At 41.7% G+C, this 22,981-nt stretch carries 28 protein-coding genes; 16 read left to right on the top strand and 12 right to left on the bottom strand.

Annotated features, from left to right (window positions below):
• Positions 1-5 precede the first annotated feature (5 nt).
• The 4 genes from LC586_RS24745 to LC586_RS24730 form a co-directional block, all read right to left on the bottom strand.
• Positions 6-227, bottom strand: a complete 222-nt coding sequence (locus tag LC586_RS24745) for a ferredoxin-thioredoxin reductase variable chain (protein WP_229487342.1) — start codon at positions 225-227, stop codon at positions 6-8.
• A gap of 636 nt (positions 228-863) precedes the next feature.
• A complete protein-coding gene (gene pyrR / locus LC586_RS24740) occupies positions 864-1,400 on the bottom strand; it encodes a bifunctional pyr operon transcriptional regulator/uracil phosphoribosyltransferase PyrR (RefSeq protein WP_229487294.1) in 537 nt (178 codons plus the stop codon).
• Positions 1,401-1,502: 102 nt separating this feature from the next.
• Positions 1,503-2,474 carry an adenosylcobinamide-phosphate synthase CbiB gene (gene cbiB, locus LC586_RS24735; protein ID WP_229487293.1) on the bottom strand — a complete coding sequence of 324 codons (972 nt, stop codon included), beginning with the start codon at positions 2,472-2,474 and terminating at the stop codon, positions 1,503-1,505.
• Positions 2,475-2,543: 69 nt separating this feature from the next.
• Entirely contained in the window at positions 2,544-2,984 is a 441-nt protein-coding gene (locus LC586_RS24730; RefSeq protein ID WP_229487292.1) for an Rrf2 family transcriptional regulator, read from the bottom strand.
• A 388-nt stretch (positions 2,985-3,372) separates the two neighbouring features.
• On the opposite strand from LC586_RS24730, the gene LC586_RS24725 reads away from it, so the two are divergent.
• The gene (locus LC586_RS24725) at positions 3,373-3,786 is read left to right on the top strand and encodes an AbrB family transcriptional regulator (RefSeq protein ID WP_229487291.1); all 414 of its coding nucleotides are present in this window, start codon (positions 3,373-3,375) and stop codon (positions 3,784-3,786) included.
• A gap of 69 nt (positions 3,787-3,855) precedes the next feature.
• Here LC586_RS24725 and LC586_RS24720 read toward each other — a convergent pair whose 3' ends face one another.
• Positions 3,856-5,760, bottom strand: coding sequence for a chloride channel protein (locus tag LC586_RS24720; RefSeq protein WP_229487290.1), 1,905 nt, complete (start codon positions 5,758-5,760; stop codon positions 3,856-3,858).
• A 316-nt stretch (positions 5,761-6,076) separates the two neighbouring features.
• Here LC586_RS24720 and LC586_RS24715 point away from each other — a divergent pair, with 316 nt between their 5' ends.
• Positions 6,077-6,256, top strand: a complete 180-nt coding sequence (locus LC586_RS24715) for a hypothetical protein (protein ID WP_229487289.1) — start codon at positions 6,077-6,079, stop codon at positions 6,254-6,256.
• Positions 6,253-6,642, top strand: coding sequence for a hypothetical protein (locus tag LC586_RS24710; protein ID WP_229487288.1), 390 nt, complete (start codon positions 6,253-6,255; stop codon positions 6,640-6,642). The genes LC586_RS24715 and LC586_RS24710 overlap by 4 nt, the downstream gene beginning before the upstream one ends.
• Positions 6,643-6,820: 178 nt before the next feature.
• Here the strand turns inward: LC586_RS24710 and LC586_RS24705 are convergent, their stop codons facing one another.
• Both LC586_RS24705 and LC586_RS24700 read right to left on the bottom strand, forming a co-directional pair.
• Positions 6,821-7,225 carry a hypothetical protein gene (locus LC586_RS24705; RefSeq protein WP_229487287.1) on the bottom strand — a complete coding sequence of 135 codons (405 nt, stop codon included), beginning with the start codon at positions 7,223-7,225 and terminating at the stop codon, positions 6,821-6,823.
• Entirely contained in the window at positions 7,206-7,658 is a 453-nt protein-coding gene (locus LC586_RS24700; protein WP_229487286.1) for a Panacea domain-containing protein, read from the bottom strand. The genes LC586_RS24705 and LC586_RS24700 overlap by 20 nt, the downstream gene beginning before the upstream one ends.
• A 220-nt stretch (positions 7,659-7,878) precedes the next feature.
• On the opposite strand from LC586_RS24700, the gene LC586_RS24695 reads away from it, so the two are divergent.
• Complete coding sequence (locus LC586_RS24695; RefSeq protein WP_229487341.1) at positions 7,879-8,490, top strand: hypothetical protein; 612 nt, start codon at positions 7,879-7,881, stop codon at positions 8,488-8,490.
• A gap of 126 nt (positions 8,491-8,616) precedes the next feature.
• On the opposite strand, the gene LC586_RS24690 is transcribed toward LC586_RS24695, so the two are convergent.
• Positions 8,617-8,982: a Dethiobiotin synthetase gene (locus LC586_RS24690; RefSeq protein ID WP_229487285.1), complete on the bottom strand. Its 366-nt coding sequence runs from the start codon at positions 8,980-8,982 to the stop codon at positions 8,617-8,619.
• 211 nt (positions 8,983-9,193) lie between these two features.
• Here LC586_RS24690 and LC586_RS24685 point away from each other — a divergent pair, with 211 nt between their 5' ends.
• The 4 genes from LC586_RS24685 to LC586_RS24670 all read left to right on the top strand — a co-directional run bounded on the left by LC586_RS24685 (position 9,194) and on the right by LC586_RS24670 (position 13,182).
• Positions 9,194-9,430 (top strand): hypothetical protein, encoded by a 237-nt coding sequence (locus LC586_RS24685; RefSeq protein ID WP_229487284.1) that lies wholly within the window; start codon positions 9,194-9,196, stop codon positions 9,428-9,430.
• Positions 9,431-9,987: 557 nt separating this feature from the next.
• Positions 9,988-10,233, top strand: a complete 246-nt coding sequence (psaC, locus tag LC586_RS24680) for a photosystem I iron-sulfur center protein PsaC (RefSeq protein ID WP_015175986.1) — start codon at positions 9,988-9,990, stop codon at positions 10,231-10,233.
• A 381-nt stretch (positions 10,234-10,614) separates the two neighbouring features.
• Entirely contained in the window at positions 10,615-12,504 is a 1,890-nt protein-coding gene (gene glmS, locus LC586_RS24675) for a glutamine--fructose-6-phosphate transaminase (isomerizing) (protein WP_229487283.1), read from the top strand.
• A 102-nt stretch (positions 12,505-12,606) separates the two neighbouring features.
• Entirely contained in the window at positions 12,607-13,182 is a 576-nt protein-coding gene (locus LC586_RS24670) for a Uma2 family endonuclease (RefSeq protein WP_229487282.1), read from the top strand.
• 268 nt (positions 13,183-13,450) lie between these two features.
• Here LC586_RS24670 and LC586_RS24665 read toward each other — a convergent pair whose 3' ends face one another.
• On the bottom strand, positions 13,451-14,764 hold the full coding sequence (locus LC586_RS24665) for a hypothetical protein (RefSeq protein WP_229487281.1): 1,314 nt from the start codon (positions 14,762-14,764) through the stop codon (positions 13,451-13,453).
• Between the two features lie 13 nt (positions 14,765-14,777).
• A complete protein-coding gene (locus tag LC586_RS24660) occupies positions 14,778-15,248 on the bottom strand; it encodes a hypothetical protein (protein ID WP_229487280.1) in 471 nt (156 codons plus the stop codon).
• Positions 15,249-15,632: 384 nt separating this feature from the next.
• On the opposite strand from LC586_RS24660, the gene LC586_RS24655 reads away from it, so the two are divergent.
• Complete coding sequence (locus tag LC586_RS24655; RefSeq protein ID WP_229487279.1) at positions 15,633-18,140, top strand: caspase family protein; 2,508 nt, start codon at positions 15,633-15,635, stop codon at positions 18,138-18,140.
• Entirely contained in the window at positions 18,047-18,271 is a 225-nt protein-coding gene (locus tag LC586_RS41955; protein ID WP_369010540.1) for a hypothetical protein, read from the top strand. The genes LC586_RS24655 and LC586_RS41955 overlap by 94 nt, the downstream gene beginning before the upstream one ends.
• A 189-nt stretch (positions 18,272-18,460) precedes the next feature.
• Here LC586_RS41955 and LC586_RS24650 read toward each other — a convergent pair whose 3' ends face one another.
• A complete protein-coding gene (locus LC586_RS24650) occupies positions 18,461-18,643 on the bottom strand; it encodes a hypothetical protein (protein WP_229487278.1) in 183 nt (60 codons plus the stop codon).
• Between the two features lie 82 nt (positions 18,644-18,725).
• Between LC586_RS24650 and LC586_RS24645 the strand changes: the two genes are divergently transcribed.
• The 6 genes from LC586_RS24645 (at position 18,726) to LC586_RS24620 (ending at position 21,241) form a co-directional block, all read left to right on the top strand.
• Positions 18,726-18,962: a type II toxin-antitoxin system Phd/YefM family antitoxin gene (locus LC586_RS24645; protein ID WP_100897293.1), complete on the top strand. Its 237-nt coding sequence runs from the start codon at positions 18,726-18,728 to the stop codon at positions 18,960-18,962.
• Entirely contained in the window at positions 18,949-19,329 is a 381-nt protein-coding gene (locus tag LC586_RS24640) for a type II toxin-antitoxin system VapC family toxin (protein WP_229487277.1), read from the top strand. The genes LC586_RS24645 and LC586_RS24640 overlap by 14 nt, the downstream gene beginning before the upstream one ends.
• Positions 19,310-19,579, top strand: a complete 270-nt coding sequence (locus LC586_RS24635; protein WP_229487276.1) for a hypothetical protein — start codon at positions 19,310-19,312, stop codon at positions 19,577-19,579. Before LC586_RS24640 ends, LC586_RS24635 begins: the two co-directional genes overlap by 20 nt.
• Before the next feature lie 96 nt (positions 19,580-19,675).
• Positions 19,676-19,891 carry a hypothetical protein gene (locus LC586_RS24630; RefSeq protein ID WP_229487275.1) on the top strand — a complete coding sequence of 72 codons (216 nt, stop codon included), beginning with the start codon at positions 19,676-19,678 and terminating at the stop codon, positions 19,889-19,891.
• 6 nt (positions 19,892-19,897) lie between these two features.
• Positions 19,898-20,302 (top strand): type II toxin-antitoxin system VapC family toxin, encoded by a 405-nt coding sequence (locus LC586_RS24625; RefSeq protein ID WP_229487274.1) that lies wholly within the window; start codon positions 19,898-19,900, stop codon positions 20,300-20,302.
• Positions 20,303-20,860: 558 nt separating this feature from the next.
• Positions 20,861-21,241 (top strand): hypothetical protein, encoded by a 381-nt coding sequence (locus tag LC586_RS24620; protein WP_229487273.1) that lies wholly within the window; start codon positions 20,861-20,863, stop codon positions 21,239-21,241.
• Between the two features lie 642 nt (positions 21,242-21,883).
• On the opposite strand, the gene prmA is transcribed toward LC586_RS24620, so the two are convergent.
• Positions 21,884-22,804 (bottom strand): 50S ribosomal protein L11 methyltransferase, encoded by a 921-nt coding sequence (prmA, locus tag LC586_RS24615; protein ID WP_229487272.1) that lies wholly within the window; start codon positions 22,802-22,804, stop codon positions 21,884-21,886.
• Between the last annotated feature and the right edge of the window lie 177 nt (positions 22,805-22,981).

Genomic DNA, 22,981 nt, shown 5'->3' with positions numbered 1-22,981 from the left:
GTGATTTAGATGACTTCTAACTCACTTTCACGTAAGTGGGCTTTAAACTTTTTACTAAACTGGACTAAAATCGGCAAATTAGCGCTTACGGGTCTGTCTCGCCATTGGGTGGCAATACCTACTACATCGCCTTCAGTGCCTTTGATGTCAAAAGGCTGATTCCGATGTTCAGGATGATGATACACTACTACCGAATCTTTAACGCGGACGCGATCGCCAACTTTCATAACAACATTTACACCTAGCATTTTCTTTTCCACAAGTATCTGCTACAAAATATATGATTAAATCGCTTTAAATTTGATTTAATCAGCTATTTCTTGACGCTTCATCGGGGTGCAACGGTGCATTTAACCCTCTGCGTCCAGGCACGTTTTAGCAATCCGTGCATACTTTTTTAAGTTTTTTGCCGCGTTAATACCTATCGCTCTTACCCTCTGTGTTTACCCCAAAAGTAGGGAAATGAAAGGAAATAAGCCGACATCAGATGTGCTTAGTACTGTGGCACGAGATATAACCTTTTTATCTTCACTCTCAGATGTTCCCCAGGTCAACTCTCTCACTAATTTTCGTGCATAGCAGACGCGCTACTATTATCGAATACACGCGCGACCTTACTTCCATTCCTCTCTCTGTTGGTGTCAGCCTGCTGTTAGGCAAGCAAAGAGGGCTTGGAATCTTACTCCCCTTCCCTATAAGGGAAGCCAGGGTGGTTTCATACAAAGAAAGAAAAAACTTTGTGCAGTTGGTTGGAGAGGGTGCGTTGTGCTTGAGGAATGTAAATGTCTGAAAATCGTATTCAGAACCCGGAACCCAAACCAAAAGCTTTATAGTTCTGCCTCCAAATGACAAATGACAAATGATTAATCTGCAATCAACTCTACTGCATCTCGTCCATCGCAATTTTGTAAGTAAACTTTGACAATTTCTTCTTTAGCAGTAGGTAACTTTTTGCCAATAAAATCTGGGTGGATTGGTAATTCTCGATGGCCTCTATCTACCAATACAGCTAAACGAATCACCTCTGGTCTACCGTAGTCGTTGACTGCGTTCAAAGCAGCACGAATCGTCCGTCCTTTGAAAATCACATCATCCACCAGTACAACCGTTTTCCCCGTAAGGTCAAAAGGAATTTCGCTTTTCGCTGGAGTCCGCAATCCAATTTTGTCAAGGTCATCTCGATAAAATGTAATGTCCAAAGCGCCGACTGACACGGCTACACCTTCCAGGGTCTCAATCTGACGCGCCAACAATTCGGCTAATAACGCACCTCTGGTATAAATACCAAGAAGCACCAGTTGAGACAAATCACGCGTCCTTTCCACAATTTGAGAGGCAAGGCGAGTTAAGGTACGACGAATTTCTTCGGATGAGAGAATTTCAACTATTTTGGCAGACATAGTGAGTGATAAGTTAGGAGTGATGAGTTAGGAGTTAGGAGTTTTTATTCTTAACTCCTGTACAGACGCGATTAATCGCGTCTCCTAACTTTATATTTATCATTACCTATTTGGAAATATTAAGAATATTGCGATCGCTATCCCTAACCATACCAAAAAACAATATCGGGTCAACTGCAAAGCATTCTGAATAGAAGTTGCACTAATGGGATAAATAGCGTCTCCTAGCAGTGGTTTGTACTTAGCTACCCCGCGATACCAATTTGTACCCCCCATTTGTACACCCAAAAAAGCAGCATAGGCGCACTCACTCCAGCCAGAATTAGGACTAGGATCGTTTATTGCATCCCGACGACAAATTCGCCAAACATGCATCGGTTTACCCGATAACAGCGCCAAAGTCACGACTGTTAACCGACAAGGTAGCCAAGTCAAACAATCTTCCAACCGCGCACAGAACCATCCCAAATAAGTATAGGGTGCTTCTCGATAGCCCACCATTGAATCAAGGGTACTGCTGGCTTTATATGCTAAAGCCAAAGGAGTTGGCCCCACAACTGGCACAAAGACACCAACAATTGCATAAAAAAGCGGAGCCATCACCCCATCAGTGGCATTTTCTGCAACCGTTTCTAAAACGGCTCGGGAAATTTCTGCTTGTGAGAGGTTTTGGGTATCTCGACCAACGTAATTACTTAAAATCTTCCGAGCTTTCTCCAAATCTCCTGCTGTTAAAGGTTCTAAAACAGCTAATGCTGCGGCTCGTAAACTTCTGCCAGCAAAACAACTAGCCAAAAGAATGCTATCTATTGCAATTCCCAACAAGGGATGAAGCAATTTGGCACTTTGAATAATCAAAAAGCCAACAAGTCCACTACCAATTATCAGGATAATACCTAGTAAAATTCCAGCTAGGCGTTGCGTTAGAGAATTTTGACACAATTGGAGAGAAAATTTGGTCAGGCGAGAAATTACCCACCCCATAACTTGCACTGGATGAGGCCAATTCCAAGGATCGCCAATTAAGTAATCTAAAAGTGCAGCAATAATTAAGATATAGATGCTATTGGTCATAAGTTACGAGTCAAAGGTCAATATTTGGACTATTGACCGGAGGCGGAGCGTCTCCGGCTCCGCTTTTGACTAAACCACAAAACTAGCTTCTTCTCCAAGGGCAGCTTGCCAGCTACGAGCATCATAATAAAGGTCTGCCAAAGTAATACTGTACAAAGCTTCTTTGAGCTTTTGGTTGAGTCTCTGCCATAGGCTAAATGTTACCCAATCTTCAGCTTGTGTAGGTGCTGGGGTGTGATGGGGTAAATGGCTAGTCTCGCCAACAGCTTCTAAAATTTGTCCTATAGATATTTGTGCAGGCTCTCTTGCCAATTGATATCCGCCGATGCTACCACGAATTGATTTAACTATTGACGCACGACGCATTTCTATTAGTAGTTTTTCGAGGTAAGGAGCTGGGATATCTTGGCGTTTAGCGATCGCTCTGGCAGATACAGGCCCATATTTTGGCTGTAAACTCAAATCTAGCAACGCCTTTACACTATAGTGTCCTCTGGTAGTTAGTTTCATTTTGGCAAGCTTTGTTATTTGTCCTTAGTTACTTGTCATTTGGAAATGCCAATGACTAAGGATCAGTTTTGCTTATCATTGCGTGACTCAGTTATCATCCTCAGCAACTAGACAAATTTTTGAGCATTAGTTTAGAAAACTTCAAACTTGTATATAGTCTAGCAGTGATTCACTAACTATATCTATATATATAGTTATCAGCATTGCCAGCATTCTCTAAAATAGATTGTCTTGGCAATATTGGTAATCGGATAACAATTGTGCATCTGAGTGTAATATACTTGGCTAGGTTGAGATAAAAACTAAAGGATTATGTTCCTGTTAGCTCAACGTCAGCTAAAATAAAATCGATTCCAACACTTCAAACATTCATTTTCGACCTAAGTTGATGCCTAAACAGAAAAAAATTGAACCCCTGCTTGGTGAAGAACTGCTCAAAAAAGTCAAAGAACTAGAGAGCGAGAGCAAAGAAGACAAAGCCAAAAAGTGCGGCTACTATACCGTTACCAAAAATGGTATAGAGCGCGTCAATATGATGAAGTTCTTAAATGCCCTAATTGATGCCGAAGGCATTCAGTTGGACAGTACACCCAGTGCTAATGGGCGTGGTGGACGTAGTGCTAGCTATAGAATTAGTGTGCAATCGAATGGTAACTTACTTATAGGTTCAGCTTATACAAAACAGATGAATCTGAAACCAGGAGATGAGTTTCTGATCACTTTAGGCAAAAAGCACATTCGTCTGAAACAGGTAGACCCAGAAGATCGGGAAGATGATGAAGTCATAGACGCTACAGCTTAATAAATGGTCATTAGTCAATTGTCATTTGTCCTTTGTGAAAACCAATGACCAATGACCAATGACCAATGACTAATGACTAATGACTATATCTGTGGTCGGTAAGAGTGGTAAATAGTGGCGAAGTGCTTTGCGCGTAACTGCTAAATTGCAGGTTAACGCAATTTGCTCTCTTTCTAGTAAACCCAAAATGCGATCGGGTTTGTCTCGTGCTACCACTGGTAATTGATGCAAACCTCGAAGACTCATGCGGTCTAAAGCCTCAGATAATAGTTCATCTTGCCATGCATAAAGGATTTCAGTAGTACAAATGTCTATGAGAGTTTGATTGGATAAATTATCTGGAATTTCAGTTGCCGAATTTGAGTAAGTTTGCCAAAGAGCAAGGGCACGGTTAATATCTTCCAGAGAAAGTATACCAATTAATTGCTCTGCTTCATCAATTACTAAAGCACTGCGGATGCGATCGCGGATCATTTCCACAGCTGCATCTAACACTCCAAGAGTTGCAGGTAACTTTTTTGGGCAGGGATACATGGCATCTTCTACCAAAATTTGCTGCACAATTTCCGCTTGTTCATCTTTCAATTCAGAAAGACCAATTTGTTGTAAGTTAGAGTTAGAGTTAAAAGTTGGTTTAATTCTTTCCACTAGCCAAACACTCAAACCCACAGCTGCCATCAACGGTAAAACAATGCGATAGTCGCGGGTTAATTCAAACAGCATTAAAATAGACGTTAACGGCGCTCTAACACTACCAGCCAGTACTGCTGCCATTCCTACCATTGCGTAAGCTGGGGGAGCCGCCATCTGATCGGAAATAGCCGGAAATGCTACAGCCAAAATTTTGGCGTAAGCTGATCCAAAAGAAGCACCTAAAAACATTGCTGGTGCAAACAAACCGCCGATGAAACCACTACCCGTACTAATTGCAGTCATCAATAACTTTACTACCAACAGCACCACCAACAGGTAGAGTGGAAACTCCACATCCTGAAGCATTGCTTCTACAGTTTCATAACCGACGCCCAGAATTTGCGGGAAGTGCAAAGCAACTGCGCCAATCATCACACCGCCAATAATTGGATGAATCGGCTCAGGAATTCGTCCCAAAAAGGTAAAACCTGGAACTTTCCCAGCAAAGCAAGCTTTTGCTCCCCGAATTGATTCTGTATAAGTGACAGAAACTAGGCTGGCCCCTAAACCCAAGCCAAGGTAAAGGGGTAATTCTAAGGGACTGCGAACTTGGTAAACAGGTAAATCAAAAGCAGGTTGTGCCCCCAAACCAATTTGGGCAATTAATGCTGCTACCACTGCCGCTAACAGCACCACACTCACAGCAGAAGTAGCAAAAGATGTTGCACCCATCACCACTTCTAGGGCAAAAAATACTCCAGCGATGGGAGCATTAAATCCAGCCGCAAGTCCAGCCGCCGCGCCAGCACCTAAAAGCAAACGTTGTCGTTCTTGAGATACATTCAGAATCACAGAGAACAACATCCCAAAATTTGCGCCAATTTCTACACTCGGCCCCTCTGGGCCCAAAGAAGCACCGCTCCCCAAAGAAACAGATGCAGCCAGCATTTTCGTAACTGGTCGTAGTGGTTGCCTAATCTCTGTTCCCTGAGAAGCGGCGATAAGAGATGAAAGTCCAGGGCCAAAATCTTGAGTGCGCCAGCGCATCAAGCCAACGATTAATCCGCCAAGGGTGGGAACGCAGGCTAAAGTCCAAGCACCCCAGACGCCAATTTGACCCATTAAATTTTCCAGCATCAACTGGTGAATCAACTGGATTAAATAGTGAAAAGTGACTATACCCATACCCGTACCACCGCCAATGAGCATGGCTAAAAACAAGACAACGGTTTCTGGGGATGGTTGAAAACGATTAATTAGTTGGGCTAAACGAGCGGAAGGTGTAGGAAAGGCAGGTTGTTCCGTTACCTTCCTCAGTTGAGTGGGAGGCAGGAGAGTCATTGAGAGGCGGGGTAAATGTAAGAAAAAATTTAAATTTTTATCTGTTACTTATCATTGTGAGCCATTATTTAGCAACCAGACAAGTAGACTTTATTTGCTTGATTTACAAAGATTTAGTAAAAAATGTCATTGTGCAAAATTTTGTGGGGAGAATAGTTAAATGGGAGACAATTATTATTTAAGGGTCAGCGATGCCTAGGTTGGACGTAGCTACGGCTAGTGTGGTGCAAGTGAGCGCCAACGCTATTTTTTCTAGAGACAAAAAGTTTTTGTGGGCTGGGTGGACGCACCCGCAAACAAAAACTTGGAGTCATCCTTGCCTAAATCTAGCTATACTCGTGTTGCGACCATTGAGCCATCCTTGGTAGTAATACAATATATGTATGATTTATGGCTGATGTCAGACCATACTTGGAAGTCTGCTAAGTATCGATCGGAATTCAGTATAGCTATTGTTATAGAGCGAGTAAATGGACTAGGCGGACGAGGTAAATGAATATACACACCTTTGATAATCATTATGTTACTTGCCCAATTTGCCAAAGAAATGCTACGCCCAAACCAATTAAAACGCGCATGGGCTTGTTTTGCTGTCCCTATTGCCAGGAACGGCTAGTAGTTTGTCAAAGCGGTCATTATGTCCGCGATCCATTTACTTGGAGACAATTAATGGTTGCTTCGTCGCTACGTCGTCAAAGCCGACCTTTAGCTAGGATTATCAGAGATTTTGTCTTGCTGAAGCGTCCTATGGTGGCCTTGGCTGTAGGAAGTGCCATTTTCTTTAGTGCGATCGCCTTAACTCAACAAAGGACAAACTACGATGATCACCAAGGGGTTCCCACAACAGAGAAAGTAAATAAACCAGGAAACAACTCTCAGTAAATGGATTACTTTGGTATAAATCAAATATTACTTTGATTTTTGCAATATATTATAACTAAATACTTCTATGAAACCGTGTCTTATTCACCCCAAATAGGACACGGTTTTACATTATGTTCGGTTAAATGTCTTTGACGCTTGAACTAGCGATCGCATGAGATACTGGAAACACCGCTATCTATGATAACCTCAAGCAGCCTAAGACCAAACTGCGATCGTTAAAAGGTTTAGAACAGGTGTTTGATGAGATGGAAAACTGATATGGTATATCAACTAATTGTTCTTCATTTGGCAAATCAAATGCCCTCTCGCTGGTATCTTCCCACTTGATGGGATGACATCTGAGCTTACTGCTACGATTTACTAATAACTCTTGAGCCGTTAGGCTAGATAGAGCTTTTAACCGATCAAGCAAGGTCAGCCAGTAGATTACTTCTTTTTCCCTACAAGAAAACTTGCTGCGATCGTCTTGATAATATTTAAACGAAAAGCTGATGCCTTGAAGTGGCTTCAGCTTTGTTGGTCTAATACCTGATGTGCCCTCTTTGGTAATTTCAGTCTTCTTAATCCTTTTCTTCGGCACGAGATCCGTAGTACTCCTTCATCCACTGTTTCTGAATAATTTCGTTAGAAGGTTCATCAGGTGGTACATTTCCTCTAGCCAAATTCCAGGGTGCTTCGGCATGAGTCATCTGTTCTAGTTCATAAGCATCGCAGGCAAAGTACTCTTGTGCAACCTCATCTAGAAACTCTTGAACCTTTTGGGGTAATTCCGGGTTAGCATCCTCTAAAATTGGTTGCCATCCAAAAAGCTTATACTTCTGGTACAACGCAGGTATCACAGGCCCATGTATCCAGGCTTGAAAATCCTCTTGGAATAGAGGAGTGTCATAGAGTGCAAGATGCCAAGCCTGAGCATAGTACACAAGCTTTTGCAGCTTTAGATTACTGATACAAGAGCCTGTTTCATTTGCTAACCAAATAAAGTAATCTGCTACTTTAAAACATGACAACACTACAACCACCCCCTTCAATCTGCTAGATAATAGCTAGCCTTCATTCGTTCTCATACATCAGCTTACAGAGTTATCACAGCAAGAGCTAGGAAGAATTTATCTACTTCTTATAGTTTAATGTCTTAAGTTGGGTTGACGCTTGAAATAATCTTGCTAAAAAACGGGAAGACTATGGTTACTCTCTAATGGGGAAATTTCCATGAAAGTCCTCAACAGCAAAATGCTCAAAAAATCTCTGCTTAACTGTTTGATTTTGCCTTTTTCTCTAGTGCCCTGGCTGTGTGTGGGAACGCTTTTTGATTCCCATGCCAATGCTTTACCCGGGCAAAGTACAGAGGAAGTAGGCACTTGGATTAAAGCACATCCCACACTCCGCCCCAGGATTGGGGAGCAATTATTTGTGCAAAAGACTGATACTGCTGCTCAACGATTCACTTTTCAAGCGTCGGTATTGCCTCCCGGTAGGGTGGAGTTTTCCAAAGACCGTAGCAGAATTCGCAGTGAGCGCATTTCTATGTATGATGCCATTAACGGCATGACATTTGCGCGTCTTCAGGAATCTTTGCGGGTAATTTATGGCTTAGAGATTTATCAAGACTACGATCGCGCCCAAGTCGTGTATCAGTATCCTAACGAAAAGGTAGTTAACTCGGCGCGTCTTGCCAAAACTCCAATTCGGGAAGCTTTAAAGGGAGAATTACGAGTAGGCGATCGCTATGTATACTGGGTGGAAATTGCCCAACCCAAAACTGGCAAAGCTTTTACCGGTCAAATGACGATTTTACTCAAAACTGACCTAGACAAGTTAGAAAGTGAACTGCAAATTCGGTAATGGGCATTGGGCATTAGTCATTAGTCATTAGTCATTAGTCATTAGTCATTAATTATTCTTCCCCTGCCTCCCCTGCTCCCCCTGCTCTCTCATCCCTTCTCGTTTAAAGATTACTGAATTGGTGTTCTACTTTCCCAACCCTATAGGAGCGAGGGTTTGCCATGTACCCGAAAAGATACTTTCAGATGCTAAGGAAATTCGTAGCAAATCTTCTTTCAGTAGTGGCGGCCAATCAACCCCGGCTTTACGCCCTGCCGCAAATAGCTGCTGCGCCTTAATGCTTAACTGATAAAGGGTCAAAGCCAGCTCTCGGTCTAGGCTCTTTGCATCTTTAAGGGCTTCAAACACCACTTTCAATGCCAACAAAATTGAGGTGATCTGACCGGGTACCGGTGGTTTCCCCTGTTTCATACGCGTCAACAGCGCATCTGGGTTTTCCTCGGTTGTGATTGTCTGATCTATGAGGAGTTTCCGAGCTGTTTCGTAATTCATGTAGCCAGTTTAGCGTACATTTTGCTTGAGCAGGAATACTTAATTAAAAACTCATCAAACTGGCTTTTGGTTATTTATAGCAATCTCTTATGATTTGTGAAAAGATAAACTTGGGGAAAATCAGGGGGGATTTGCGATGCTCTATACTTTTGCAGATAGACTGAATATAATATCTTTGAAAAATACGTCCCGCTTAGAATCAGAAAGCTATATGATATCACCAAATTTACTAGAAATTGAGCGCTCCGTCCGTGCCTTGTCTGTGGAAGAACAACTTTGGCTACTAGAAAGTATTGCTCGACAAATCCGAGAAAGCGAGTATACAAAAGATAAATTGGCTGATGCCAAAAATTCGGAAGAACAACTGGAAGTGATGGTTCATGAGGCAAAGATTCCAATAGAAATTGCTGCTATAACTGATGAGTTTGCAATTTCAGAAATTCTTTGATATGGAAAAGTAGAAATTATAAGTTTGCCAGATTTAAAAAGTCAAATATCAGCTTTTATATATCTCTCGTTCCCCTGCTCTGACTGGGAATGCTTAATGGGGGGCTGTCGCCTCTTAACTTGCGGCAGAAGTCAGAGGTACGAGAGGCTGCGCCAACGCTCGCAATGACTGTAATTAATTTTGCGTAGTTACTTACCATAGATAATTTCTGTATCTAGTACGCCACGGCGGAAATAGAGCAACCATTTAAAATTCCTAAAAAGCCCATGACTTTTGACTTTTGCCTTGCGGTACTAGTCTTTTAGATTGACTTTTGTTTCATTTGTCTTTACGATTCAACCCCACTATGGTATATCAATGGGGTAAATACGCTCCTATGATGTTGCTAATTAATAAAGCAATAGGGACGATCGCGCAAAACCACTTATCAAGGGTGCTCATTACATTGTTTGAAGTTATGTAGCCTTTTGATTACGGCCTATCAACCACTGCGGTAAACTATGCGTTGATTATGATTCTTTCGCAGAGAAGAACACTCGAAAGGAGCGGTTTTTTCAATGTCTCATTCCGTAAAAATCTACGATACCTGCATTGGCTGCACCCAATGCGTCCGCGCTTGCCCTACTGATGTACTAGAGATGGTTCCTTGGGATGGCTGTAAAGCTGCTCAAATTGCCTCTTCACCCCGTACAGAAGACTGCGTGGGCTGTAAGCGCTGCGAAACCGCTTGTCCCACCGACTTTTTGAGCATCCGGGTTTACCTGGGCGCTGAAACAACTCGCAGTATGGGTCTGGCTTACTAAAAAGCTCAGTGCTAAGTCACCGAACTTCTGATCGCAATGCAGGTCTACTGCCCAACCGTTCTTTCAGAACTGTTGCCTTGTGTTCCTTGGACACAAGGGAGAGGCGCAAGCCTTTGCTTTGCTCAGAGTTCTCGCTGAGTTCTGGGTCTTGAGTCCTGAGGCAAAAGAAGTAAATCAAAAAAACAATTTCTTGATTCTTCACTCAGCACTCAGAACTCAGACCTCAGTGTTCAAAACTTTTAAAGTTTCTTAATAGAAAACATCTTTAGCAATACCTAGTGGTAGAGGGAGTAATTTACTCCCTTTTTTCTTTGCAAAACGTCGAGTTTGTGCTAAGAACTATACTGGATTTAATCATCCTGAAAAAAAGTGGTGTGAACAATGTGCGGAATCGTTGGATATATAGGCACTCAAGCGGCGACAGACATTTTATTGGCTGGGCTGGAAAAACTAGAGTACAGGGGCTACGATTCGGCTGGAATCGCCACTGTTTGGGAAGGTGAGGTTAATTGTGTGCGGGCAAAGGGCAAACTGCATAACCTGCGTTCTAAACTGGAACAAATAGAAACCCCTGCCCAGATTGGTATTGGTCACACACGCTGGGCAACTCATGGTAAACCAGAAGAGTACAACGCCCATCCCCACATGGATACGGCAAAGCGAGTGGCGGTGGTGCAAAATGGCATTATCGAAAATTACCGCGAGTTACGCGAGGAACTCAAAGGAAAAGGACACCAGTTTCTTTCTGAAACCGATACAGAAGTAATTCCCCATCTCATAGCCGAATTTTTAAAGAATCTTCCCCCCTCATCTCCCTTATCTTCCTCATCCCCCTTCTTAGAGGCAATTCGCCAAGCCGTTAACCACTTGCACGGGGCGTTTGCACTTGCAGTTATTTCTGCTGACTACCCCGATGAATTGATTGTTGTCCGCCAGCAAGCGCCTTTGGTAATTGGTTTTGGGCAAGGGGAGTTCTTTTGTGCATCTGACACGCCTGCGATCGTTGCCTACACCCGTGCAGTGCTACCTTTGGAAAATGGCGAAATTGCCCGCCTCACTCCTTTGGGCGTTGAGATTTACAATTTTGCTGGCGACAGGTTGAAAAAACAACCCCGGCTGCTCAACTTTAATCCTGCAATGGTAGAAAAGCAGGGATTCAAACACTTCATGCTCAAAGAAATCCATGAGCAACCAGGGGTAGTAAGAGCGAGTTTAGACGCTTATTTTAATCCAGTCGAATCTACCGAATCACCAATCAACCTTGGTTTACCTGCGGATTTATACACTGATTTAGAACAAATTCAGATCGTCGCCTGTGGTACAAGTTGGCACGCAGCATTAATCGGAAAATATTTACTCGAACAACTAGCAGGAATTTCAACTCAGGTACATTACGCTTCTGAGTATCGCTATGCACCATCACCCGTAACGGCTAACACGTTGATCGTTGGTGTTACCCAATCAGGTGAAACTGCCGATACCCTAGCAGCTTTGGCGATGGAAAAAGAACGTCGCCAAGGGAAAGAACCTAAATATCAAGCGCGACTACTGGGCATTACCAATCGCCCCGAAAGCAGCCTTGGTCATCTAGTGCCGCATATCATCAGTACTCTAGCGGGAATTGAAATTGGGGTAGCGGCGACAAAAACTTTTACCGCCCAACTGATGGCGTTTTATGCTTTGGCATTGGATTTAGCAGCTTTTCGTCAGACAGTTTCAAAAGATATTTTAGAGAAAATTATTAATGGGTTGCGGCAAATTCCTAAAGAAATTGAGGCAACTTTAGAAAGTCAGGAACGTTTAACCGAACAGCTAGCCCACGAATTCGCCGAAACTCAAGATTTCATTTTTATAGGTAGAGGAATTAACTTTCCTATTGCTTTGGAAGGGGCGTTGAAATTAAAAGAAATCAGCTACATTCACGCCGAAGGGTATCCGGCTGGAGAGATGAAACATGGCCCGATCGCACTTTTAGATGCGAAAGTACCAGTAGTTGCGATCGCAATACCTGGTAGTGTGTACGAAAAAGTTATTTCCAATGCCCAAGAAGCCAAAGCCAGAGATTCTCGGTTAATTGGCGTGACTCCCGTCAACGATGGCGAAGCTGGGGAAATCTTTAACGATCTTCTTCCTGTCTCTCATGTGGAAGAATTACTTTCTCCGATTCTGACAGTAGTTCCTTTGCAACTATTGGCTTATCATATTGCCGCCCGTCGCGGTTTGGATGTCGATCAGCCAAGAAATTTGGCCAAGTCTGTAACTGTGGAATAGTCTATTAATAGAGGTAGTAGCGTCTGTGCGCTACTACAAGCCAATGTGTTTATGATTTTTTGAGGACTACCTCAAAAAAACCCTTTATTTAAATGTTGCACGATGACACAGACAACTACAGAGCGTTTATACTCTTTTGAAGAATATCTCGCTTATAACGATGGTACTGATAGCCGTTATGAATTGGTGGATGGGAAACTAGAACGCATGAATCCACCAACTTTTAGACATTTACTGCTCGCTAAATTCCTTGAACAGACATTTGACACAGAAATCAATCGCTTGAGTTTACCTTGGCTATGCTTTAGAGAGGCGGGGGTAAGAACCGGATGGCGAAAGTCAAGATTACCTGATGTTTATGTTGTAAAGGCTGAACAGGTGATGGAATTCCTTGATGAGTCTGCTGTTTGTCAGTCTGCGCCGATATTAGTAGTGGAAGTTGTCAGTCTTGATTCGGTTAAACGCGATTATCGCCACAAACGTTCTGAATATGCAGCGTTGGAGATTCCTGAATATTGGATTGTAGACCCAATCAAGTCAAAAATTACGATTTTATTGTTGGAAGATGGATTGTACGAGGAAAAAGAGTTTAGCGGGAGTCAGCAAATTGTGTCTGCAACTTTCCCGGAAATTGCACTTACAGTTGAACAAGTGTTAGCTGTGGGTAATGTTGGTTAGGAAACAATACAGTTCAGATAAGCCCAAAACCCTATGTAGAGACGCGATTTATCGCGTCTTGAAAGACCAATTATCTATACCAATAACCCTTAACCCAAGCTAGAAAATACCGATGCTTAGGTTAAGCTGCGCCTACGCAATACCTCGTAGTGTTTACGAAAAAGTTATTTTAGTCGATCAGCCAAGGAATTCGACAAGTGAGGATATTACATTATCTCACGATAGCCGTTCGCGCTAGCCTCTCCAAAGGAGAAGGCTTAAGCTTCGCTTATCGCAATCGTTTTCTCAGCCACCAAACCATAAAACTAACAATAATTCCAACTATTAAACTCGCACTTAAAGGATAGTTGCAAAAAAAGTCAACTTTCTTAAAAATATCTTTACAATCTTTTGCCGTCTCTCTTACCAGAGATACGGTTGCTATACCAGCACCCGCAACAGCCACAAGCTCTTGGAAGTTACGCTCTCGTTCAGATTTTTCGACTTCTATGCGACTGCGAGTAGCGTTAATTGTATCTTCTAAAAGTTGCAAGCCAAGCTGCATATTTTCGATATCTTTGGTAATTTGTGGTAAATATTTTTTGTTGGCTAGTTCGCTAAATTTTTCTAAAAAATCTAACTGATTATTTTGACCTGCTTTTTCTTTAATCAAAGCCAAGCGTATTTGATAATTAGATAAATTAATTTCAATAATTTGTTTTTGGAAAGAGAGGTTGAGTAAGTCGATTGTGTATTGCTGGAGAATGTTATCAACGTTATTTAAAATTTTGCGAGAAGTTGTAATATTCTGCTTTTCTTGCCGAGAATTACTTTGATTGGTAATTTTTCTATTTTCTTCAATCTGTTTATAATGATTGAGCAGAGATTCTTTGACTAAACGACTTTGCCAATAAGCCCACGAAATCTTACTTCGATAACAAAATAACCCCATCCAATCTTTATAAAATTCCGCAGCTTTTTCTGCGCTCTCTCGATGAGGATAAATAGAAATAATCACATGATGTTCGTGATTATTTGAATGAGTGGTTACTTTTTCTCGACTCTGATTTATATTTCCTGAGCGCCCTACTTCAAAAACTTTTCCACCTAAAAAATTACCTTTTTCTGGTTGCCAATAAGTATCTTTAAATAAAGCATAATAGCAATCTTTGGCAATATCTTCAGGATTTTGAGACGAGTTTTCTGGTAGCCAACCAGAAAGCAACCAGGTTTTTCCAATTGTTGCCAGTTCTTTATTTAGTTTTTGTTCGATTTCAGTTTTTAAGATTGCAAAAGACTTAGCTGGTTGAGTTTCGGTTTGATTATTAATAGAAGAATCAATTTGTAAGCCATAAGTGTCATTTAATCTAACAGCATAATAGTATCCTTCTAAAGTTTTATTCTGGGAAATAAAGTTAATTTGAGTAGGATGGGTAATCTCTAAATACTCGGTTTCAATGTCAGGATCGTTAAATTGAGTATCAGAAGGTAATTGATCTAAAAAAGCTGCTTTGTTTTTTTGTGTTTCTGCATCAGTTGTGTTTAAAGAAGTTTTTAAAGCATATAAAAACAAATCGAGTGTAGGATAGATTAAATCGCTCATCACAAGGGAAAAACTAATTTGATTGATTGGATTGAGATAAAAATTGTTTCCATTTTTCTAAAAATGTGGCTTGTTTAACTGTTTCTTCTGGTTGAGAAGAACTACCAACAATGACTACAACATTATTGAGTTGGGTTTCGTAGCCTGTGGCTTCATTTTTTGGTTTAAAGCCTCTAGTTATTGGAGCCTTTTCAGGAGTATTGAGTCTACTAATTTCTGCCTCAGTAGGAAGTAAATCACCAGGAATTTCTTCGAGATTATCTAATTGAGATTTATAAAATTGATAAGACTGATTTAAGTCAGGATTAGGGGTAATTATTTCTAATAAACGTCCTTTAATATAGTCTTCCCAAGCTTTGGGTTGGGTGTCTAATTGCTTGGCAACTTCTTTTAAATTATGTTTCTCTTGTTCTCCAAGGGCGGTTTTTAAGTCTTGAAGCGCCAAGAGAAAAGCGATGATAGTATTGTCAGCCTTTGTATTCATAGGTTTTTATACCAAACTCACTACGACTAGTATATAGCGGTTCTCGGTTGAGTGAAGTATAAGAACCCCACCCCCAACCCCCTCCCCGCTCTTCGAGAGGGGGCTAAGATGTCATTAAGAAAGGCTATAAACATAATTTAAGTGAGATGATTACAGCAGATATTTGATGTTCCGTTTTGATTTTTTATGTCTAGAAAGAATATTTTAGTAAAGAAAATGTTGTTTTTTATACTTTAAAATTTGGTAAATTAATGTAGTTTATTGCACGGTATTGTAGTGATTTTTGGTATAAATTAAAGAATGCTGTGAATTATGGATTGAAGCTGTGGACAGATTTTGGCTACATTTCAACAAAAAGTTCTAATGGTTAGTTAGGTAGGGCAAATGGCATCGGAATGGGCTGCTCAAGTTATTGGAATTAATTATTACCCAGAGTACACCACCCTAAAGCCGCTAACAGCAGCAGCAGAGGATGCTGAGAAAATTGCCGAACAATTAGAACAATACGGTTATAGACCTTTTCGCGCTCAGTGTTTACCTACAACTTTAAACCAAAAGGGAGAAAGTAAAATCGATCGCCAAGGGGCGGTAAAGGTGCAAGAATTGAGAGAAGCGATCGCTAATCTTTTCAATCCTCCTCGTCCTAACCCCACCCCAGAAACAGCGTTATTCTTCTTTTCAGGACATGGGTGGTGCAAAACTGTGGCGGGTAAAGAAGAAGTATTTCTAGCTACCAGTGATGTCCTACCTGATGCAGAAGTTTATGGTATTCCCTTAAGTTGGTTGGGTGAGCAGTTGCAAAGAAGTCAGGCTAAACGAGTCGTTGTTTGGCTAGATTGCTGCTATAGCGGTGAATTGTTGAACTTTATTCCCACAGATAAAGACTACTGTTTAATTACTGCAACCCGTTCCTACGAAACTGGATTAGAAATTCCCCACACGCAGGGGTTGTTGACGCAGGCGTTACTCGCAGGATTGAACCCAGAAAATGACGCAGATGGGATTATCAATAGCCACAAATTGGCAGATTTCATTATCAGCCGAATGCCGAATACAGTCCAGCGTCCGTTAATTGCCAATTCTCTACGAGCAATTCTACTGACAACTAAGTTTTCGCAAAAAAGCTTTCAGGATAAGTGTCCTTATCGTTCTCTGTCGTATTTTAGCGAGACAAAGGAAGATGCTGAGGTTTTTTATGGGCGGAGTGCGCTGACTCAGGAGTTGATTAAACAGGTAAGAGATAAGCATCGCCTAATTGCTGTGTTAGGAGGTTCCGGTAGTGGAAAATCATCGATGTTACGGGCTGGGTTACTCTACCAGCTGAAGCTAGGACAAGAAATTCCAGGAAGCGATCGCTGGACTTATATTACTCCGTTTACGCCTAAAGAATCTCCTGTTAACAGTTTACAGGAGGCTTTTGCAATCTCCTTGCCTAATCTTTTGCTTCCAGGGACAACATCAACCCCACCCCCAACCCCTCCCCGTTCACGGGGAGGGGAGCGTTTGCGTAAGCAAATGCGGGGTGGGGTTCCGACTGTATTGCAACGAAGTGAGAACCGCTATATTGCCTATGTTATCGGCGAGGAGTTAAAAGCATTAAACACACCAGTCATCTTGATTATCGACCAGTTTGAAGAATGCTTTACTATGTGCGATGACAGCCAGCGCCAAGAATTCTTTGACTGTTTGCGGGAATTAATTGACTGTACAGATAACCTCTATATTTTCATTGGGATGCGATCGGATTTTCGGGGGAGATGGCGAGAATATCCCGAATTTGCAGGTAGAATCCATAAACCTTACATCAACATCGAACACCTCAACCGTCAGGAAATTGAAGAAGCCATTACTAAACCCGCTGATTGGGTTGGATTAGGCATAGACGGCAGGTTAAAACAGCAACTAATTAATGATGTTGAGGATTATCCCGGAAGTTTGCCCTTGCTGCAATATACGTTGACTGAATTGTGGCGTGAGTCGAGAAATCAAGGCGATGACGTTCTCAGCCTCAAAACTTATGAGGATTTAGGCGGGGTTGAAGGAACGCTACAAAAACGCGCCGATGCAGTCTACGAAATTCTTTCATCAACAGAAAAAACTGTGGCGCGGCGGATTTTTCTAGAATTGACGCAAATCGGAGAAACCACAGATGTCAGGCGGCGCGTGCGTTTACGCGAATTGGTTAATTCCCATCATTCCCTGGAACTTTTGCAACAGGTGAGCGAGAAGTTAGCCGATAAAGATGCACGATTAATTACAAAGACGGATGAGCAAGATTCACAGGATGTAATTTTAGATGTTGTCCACGAAGCCTTAATCCGCCACTGGCAAATGTTGCGGGATTGGAAAGAGGAATATAAGGTGGGGATAGCCATTGAGCGACAGATTGAAGCGGAAGCCCAAGAATGGGAGAAGAATGAGAAAAAGCCAGGGTTTCTTAGAAAAGATGACAGATTAGCAGTAGCAGAGGCATATTTAACTAGATTTGGCGATTGGCAAATGCTGAATGGTATAGCCGAGGAGTACATTCAGGAGAGTCAAGGATTGCGAAATCGGCTTGAGCGAGAAGAGAAAGAACGCCAACAAGAAAAGTTGGCAGCAGCACGGCGGCAAAATCGAGTTGTCACCATGTTTAGTATTGGGTTAGCTGGATTTGCCGTCTTTGCTGGGTATCAATGGAGGCAAGCAGAAATTAATCAAATTAGAGCTTTTAGAGAATCATCAGAAGCATTTTTGGTTTCAAATCAAGATTTAGATGCCTTAATCAACAGTCTACAAGCGGCAATAAAACTCAATCAATCACCACTTTTAGTCCCAATGGTCAATTATTGGCTACAGCCGGAGATGGCAACACAGTCCGCCTGTGGAACTTGCAAGGTCAACAATTGGTAAAATTGAAAGGGCAAATTGAATCTTTTGAGGATCTAATTCAACGGGGTTGTAATTGGGTGCGGGATTATTTGAAGAATAATCCAGAGGTTGAGAAGAGCAATAAGGATCTGTGCAACGGCATTGGCAACTGATAAATAAAGCTTTATATAGCAATTTACTGAGGCTGTGATACAAGGTTAAAGCATTTTACTTAGTCTGCAAACCCACATTACAATCAAATCTCAATGTGACCGATCGCACTCTCTGCGATGGCATTGGTACTAAGAGCAATTAGCTTTGCAGCCAGAAATCAATTACTGCTACTGCGATGCCTGCGGTGGTCACTGAGCTTTGTCGAAGTGCGGGCGTAGCCATCGCGTTTTGGCTTTGACTGGGGAGCGATCGTCACCCCGCAAGCTTGCTTCCTGTAGGCTAGAAGAAGTTTTTATGATGCGCGGTGACAAAATGGCGATCGCACGCATCCACAGAACTAGAGAATTTGAGGCATTGTTGCTATATTCCATAACAATCTTTAAGGTAACGGAAGAATTTTTGCTATGATATCTAAGCTCATAAACAATGTGAATGTAAAACTTTAAGAAAGCAATGAAAAAGGTGACACTAACGGAATTAAGTAATAATATTGAACGTCTACTAGATGAGGTACTAGAAACAGGTATTCCACTAGAAATTAACAAAAATGGCAAGTTATTAAAAATTGTTCCTCTAGAAAAAAAAGATAAGCTTCAAAATTTGACATTTAAATCTGATGCTATTCAAGGAAATCCAGATGATTTAGTTAATATCAGTTGGGAACAGGAGATTAATATTGATTTATCTTGACACTCATGTAGTAGCATGGCTCTATGCTGGCTTGACAGATAAATTAACTGATATTGCTAAAACTTTAATTAATGATAATGACGTTTATATTTCGCCAATTGTGAGATTAGAGTTACAGTACTTATATGAAATAAAACGTCTTAAAGATAAACCAGATGTGATTATTCTTAATCTGTCCGAGCAAATTGGTTTAAAGATATGTAATCAAAACTTTAATGATATTATCAGTACTAGCTTAACTATTACTTGGACTCGCGATCCTTTTGATCGGATTATTACGGCCAATGCTCTATTAAATAATAATATATTACTGAGCAAAGATGAAAATATTCTGAATAACTATCTGTATGCAAAATGGCGTGATTAAAAGTTACATTAATCGCCAAAATATAACGCAATGCACAACAGCAATGACTGCGGTGGGCTGCGCCTACGCAAATTTTATTTACATTTTCATGATGCGCCGTTACAACATAACGATGCCTGCGGCGGGCTGCGCCTACGCACTCTCTGCGATGGCATTGGTACTAAGAGCAATTAGCTTTGCAGGCAAAAATCAATTACTGCTACTGCAATGCCTGCGGTGGTCACTGAGCTTTGTCGAAGTGCGAGCGTAGCCATCGCACTTTTGGGATTCCGGGGCAATCGCTTGCAAAAATCAAACAATGCACTTCTTAAAACAGGCGATAAAATTCATGTAGGAGGTAAGCTATATGTTAAAAACAATTCAAGGAATTTATAAAAACGGCAAAATTGAATTAGCTGAAACACCAGAGGGGATCACTGAAAGTTTAGTGTTCGTCACCTTTCTAGAAACTAAACCCAGCCAATGGCCAGAAATAATCATGCAACATCCAGGTGTAACAGAAAGTATTATCTTTGAATCATATCGAGATGAACTGATACCACCGAACGAAATAGAACTTTAATTATGTATGGGCTATCTACTGGATACTTGCGTCATTAGTGATTTTGTCAAAGGAGAAGAAAACACCCTCAAGCGAATAAAATTAATCTCTCCTACTGAAATTTTTGTTTCATCTCTAACAGTTATGGAGATTAAATATGGATTAGCTATAAACCCACAACGCGCTGTTAAAATCCAATCAATTATTGAAATATTATTAGGTTCAATTACTATTTTAGCTTTTGATTCAAAAGAAGCAGAACAAGCAGCCCACATCAGAAGCTTTCTTAAATTAGCTGGTTCACCTATTGGTGCTTACGATGTACTTATAGCAGCCACCGCAGTAATCAATAATCACATTGTGGTGACATCCAATGTCCGAGAATTTCAAAGAGTACCGAACTTGCAAATCGAAAATTGGCGTTCTGTGTGAATAGCTGACTCTTTTCTTAACTTATCCTCGGTAAGCTTCTCCAGCTTCTCCAGCTTGCCTAAATGTATCAATCTTAAAGTGAAATGGTATTACCTTAAGAGTAGCAGCTTCCGCCTCGACGTTTCCGTGTTTCGCGTAGCCTGTAGCAGCTTCCGCCTTAAGAGTAGCAGCTTCCGCCTCGACGTTTCCGTGTTACGCGCAGTCTGTAGCAGCTTCCGCCTTAAGAGTAGGAACTTCCGCCTCGACGTTTCCGTGTTACGCGCAGTCTGTAGCAGCTTCCGCCTCGACGTTTCCGTGTTACGCGCAGTCTGTAGCAGCTTCCGCCAAGACGTTATGAGAAACAGACTTGTGTTACAGCATCTTCTCTTAAATGGAATACGCTTTTGGGGCACAGCAGTGCTGTGCCCCTACAATAAATGTGATTTTAATTGGCAAAAAATGTTGTAAGGTACTTAAATTTTAGGCTTTTTTAGAAAAATCAACAATTTCACGTATGACAACTTCTTCAACAATTGTCCATTATAGAGTTATCAGTAATTTAGAAAGTGAGTATTAATTATGGCAAGGTCAAAACGCAACTCACGTACTCTTGGCAAAGCTGAAGTACGTTTAGCAAGCATTAAATCTATTAGTCCAACTCTCGATGTCGGAGAGAGCTTAACAGTAAAAGATTATACTGAAAAAATCGAAAGCCTCCGAAAATCTCTAGAAGCATACAATACCACCCTCTCTACTATTGATGTCTTACTAACCCAGATCGTTGAAAATGAACAAGATTTGGCAGACTATTCTGAGAAAATTTTGCGTGGTATTGCTTATAAATATGGTAATAATAGCCATGAGTATCAGATGGCTGGAGGTATTCGTAAAAGCGATGTCTACGACGGGCTACGCCTACGCAAGCGTGCTGTGCGTCAAAGCATGGTTTTGTCGAAGTAATACCATTTTGGTTGGATTGCTGTCTGCGTCTAGGTTTGTCAATCCATCGAGGCTTTGTGTGGGGCGCGATGTCTACGACGGGCTGCGCCTACGCATTCTAAATGCAAAGCTGAATCAACAGCTTGAGTTTGCGAGGGATGCGATCCAATAACGCGATGTGCAACTTAATATTTTGACCTCACTTCCATTCCTCTCTCCTAAAAGGAGAGAGGCTTTGAATTTTCCCCCTTCCCTCATAGGGAAGGGGGTTGGGGGGTTAGGTTCGAGTAAAAGTTGCACACGGCGTCAATACGGTTCAGATAAGCTTTTATTCTCCCCCCCCTGCATCCCCTGCTCAAGAACAGCCTGCCTCAACGGATAAATTTCTTAACCCAAGCGTATTGGGATGCGATCGCCATTGAATCTTGTAGCAAATAGTTCCAAACCCTGTACAACTTTTTTAAACTTCTACACCTTGCTTCGTTGCTATCCCGCCTCGGAATAAATTCCAAGGCTTATAGCTAAAGTCCTCTAAAGCGGACTGAGCATATAATTTTAGTCCACGCTTAGTGGACTTCGGCTATCAGCCTTGCACTTCAGTGCAGGGCGGGATGTCGGTTAGCACGATATGACTATTACAAAAGTGTGAGTAATCCTACTGAGTTAAGAACGCCGTACATTCAAGCAACACCATTCTTTTCGTTTCCACAGGGTAGCAACAACCCAACCATTTTCTTCTAAGGCGTCAGCAACAGCTTTAGATTGTTCTAGTAAAATACCACTGAAGATTGCCCAAGTCTCAGGTTTAGCGATCGCACTCATTTCTGGAACCAATTCAATAATTACATGAGCCAAAATATTGCAAACGATCCCATCTACTGGTTTCTCAACTAGTTTTGTCAAAACGTCTACACTTCCTAGTGCAGGTAGTAAACGTTCTGGACTAATATCGTTTAAGGCACCATTACTAATAGTTGATTGCACTGCTAAAGGGTCATTATCTACTGCATAGACTTTCTCTGCTCCCAGTAGCAGCGCCCCAATGGAAAGGATACCAGAACCACAGCCAATATCCGCAATTACCAGATGTTCATGTTTGCCACTATTACCCACAAACGACTGAGAAACTCCACTTAGCCGCATTTCCAGGGATTCCAAACATAGTTGAGTGGTGGCATGATTGCCCGTACCAAATGCTACACCAGGGTCAAGACGAATCACTAACCGTTCGGTTGTTTCTGGTAATGGTAGCCAGGCGGGGTTGATTAGGAAGCGATCGCCTATTTCCTGCGGATGCCAATATTGTTTCCAGCTAGTCGCCCAATCTTCCTCATCAATTAATTGCCATTGCAGTGAGGGAGATGAAACTCCTACACAGAGAGCATCTTGACGCAGCCACAGCGATAGCGCTGCTAAATCTAGCAGCTGCGTTTGAATTGTCGATAAATAAGCCCTGACTAAAGATGAATTTCCTTTGTTTTCACTAGCTGTGCCACGACAGCCAAAATTTTCCAGTCGCCAAAAGATCGAATCTTCTAGGTCTGGCTCACATAAAATCTGTAATTCCCACCAGGTGTTTGCCATCTTTTAGTGCTGAGTTTAACAGAGTTAGGAGTTAGGAGTTAGGAGTTAGGAGTAGCCCTGTCAAGGTGACTTTTTTGCAGTCGCTAAAAGTTTGGCAGTGGAAACATGTGGATGCTGAGGGTCATACTTTGGAGGATCTTTCTTCTTCTTTGGAGCACGGGTATGTTTGAGAAAAGA

Source organism: Nostoc favosum CHAB5714 (assembly GCF_020829495.1).
Taxonomy (GTDB): Bacteria; Cyanobacteriota; Cyanobacteriia; order Cyanobacteriales; family Nostocaceae; genus Nostoc; species Nostoc favosum.
The sequence above is the reverse complement of the archived record's forward strand: the minus strand, read 5'-3'. Positions and strand labels throughout refer to the sequence as shown.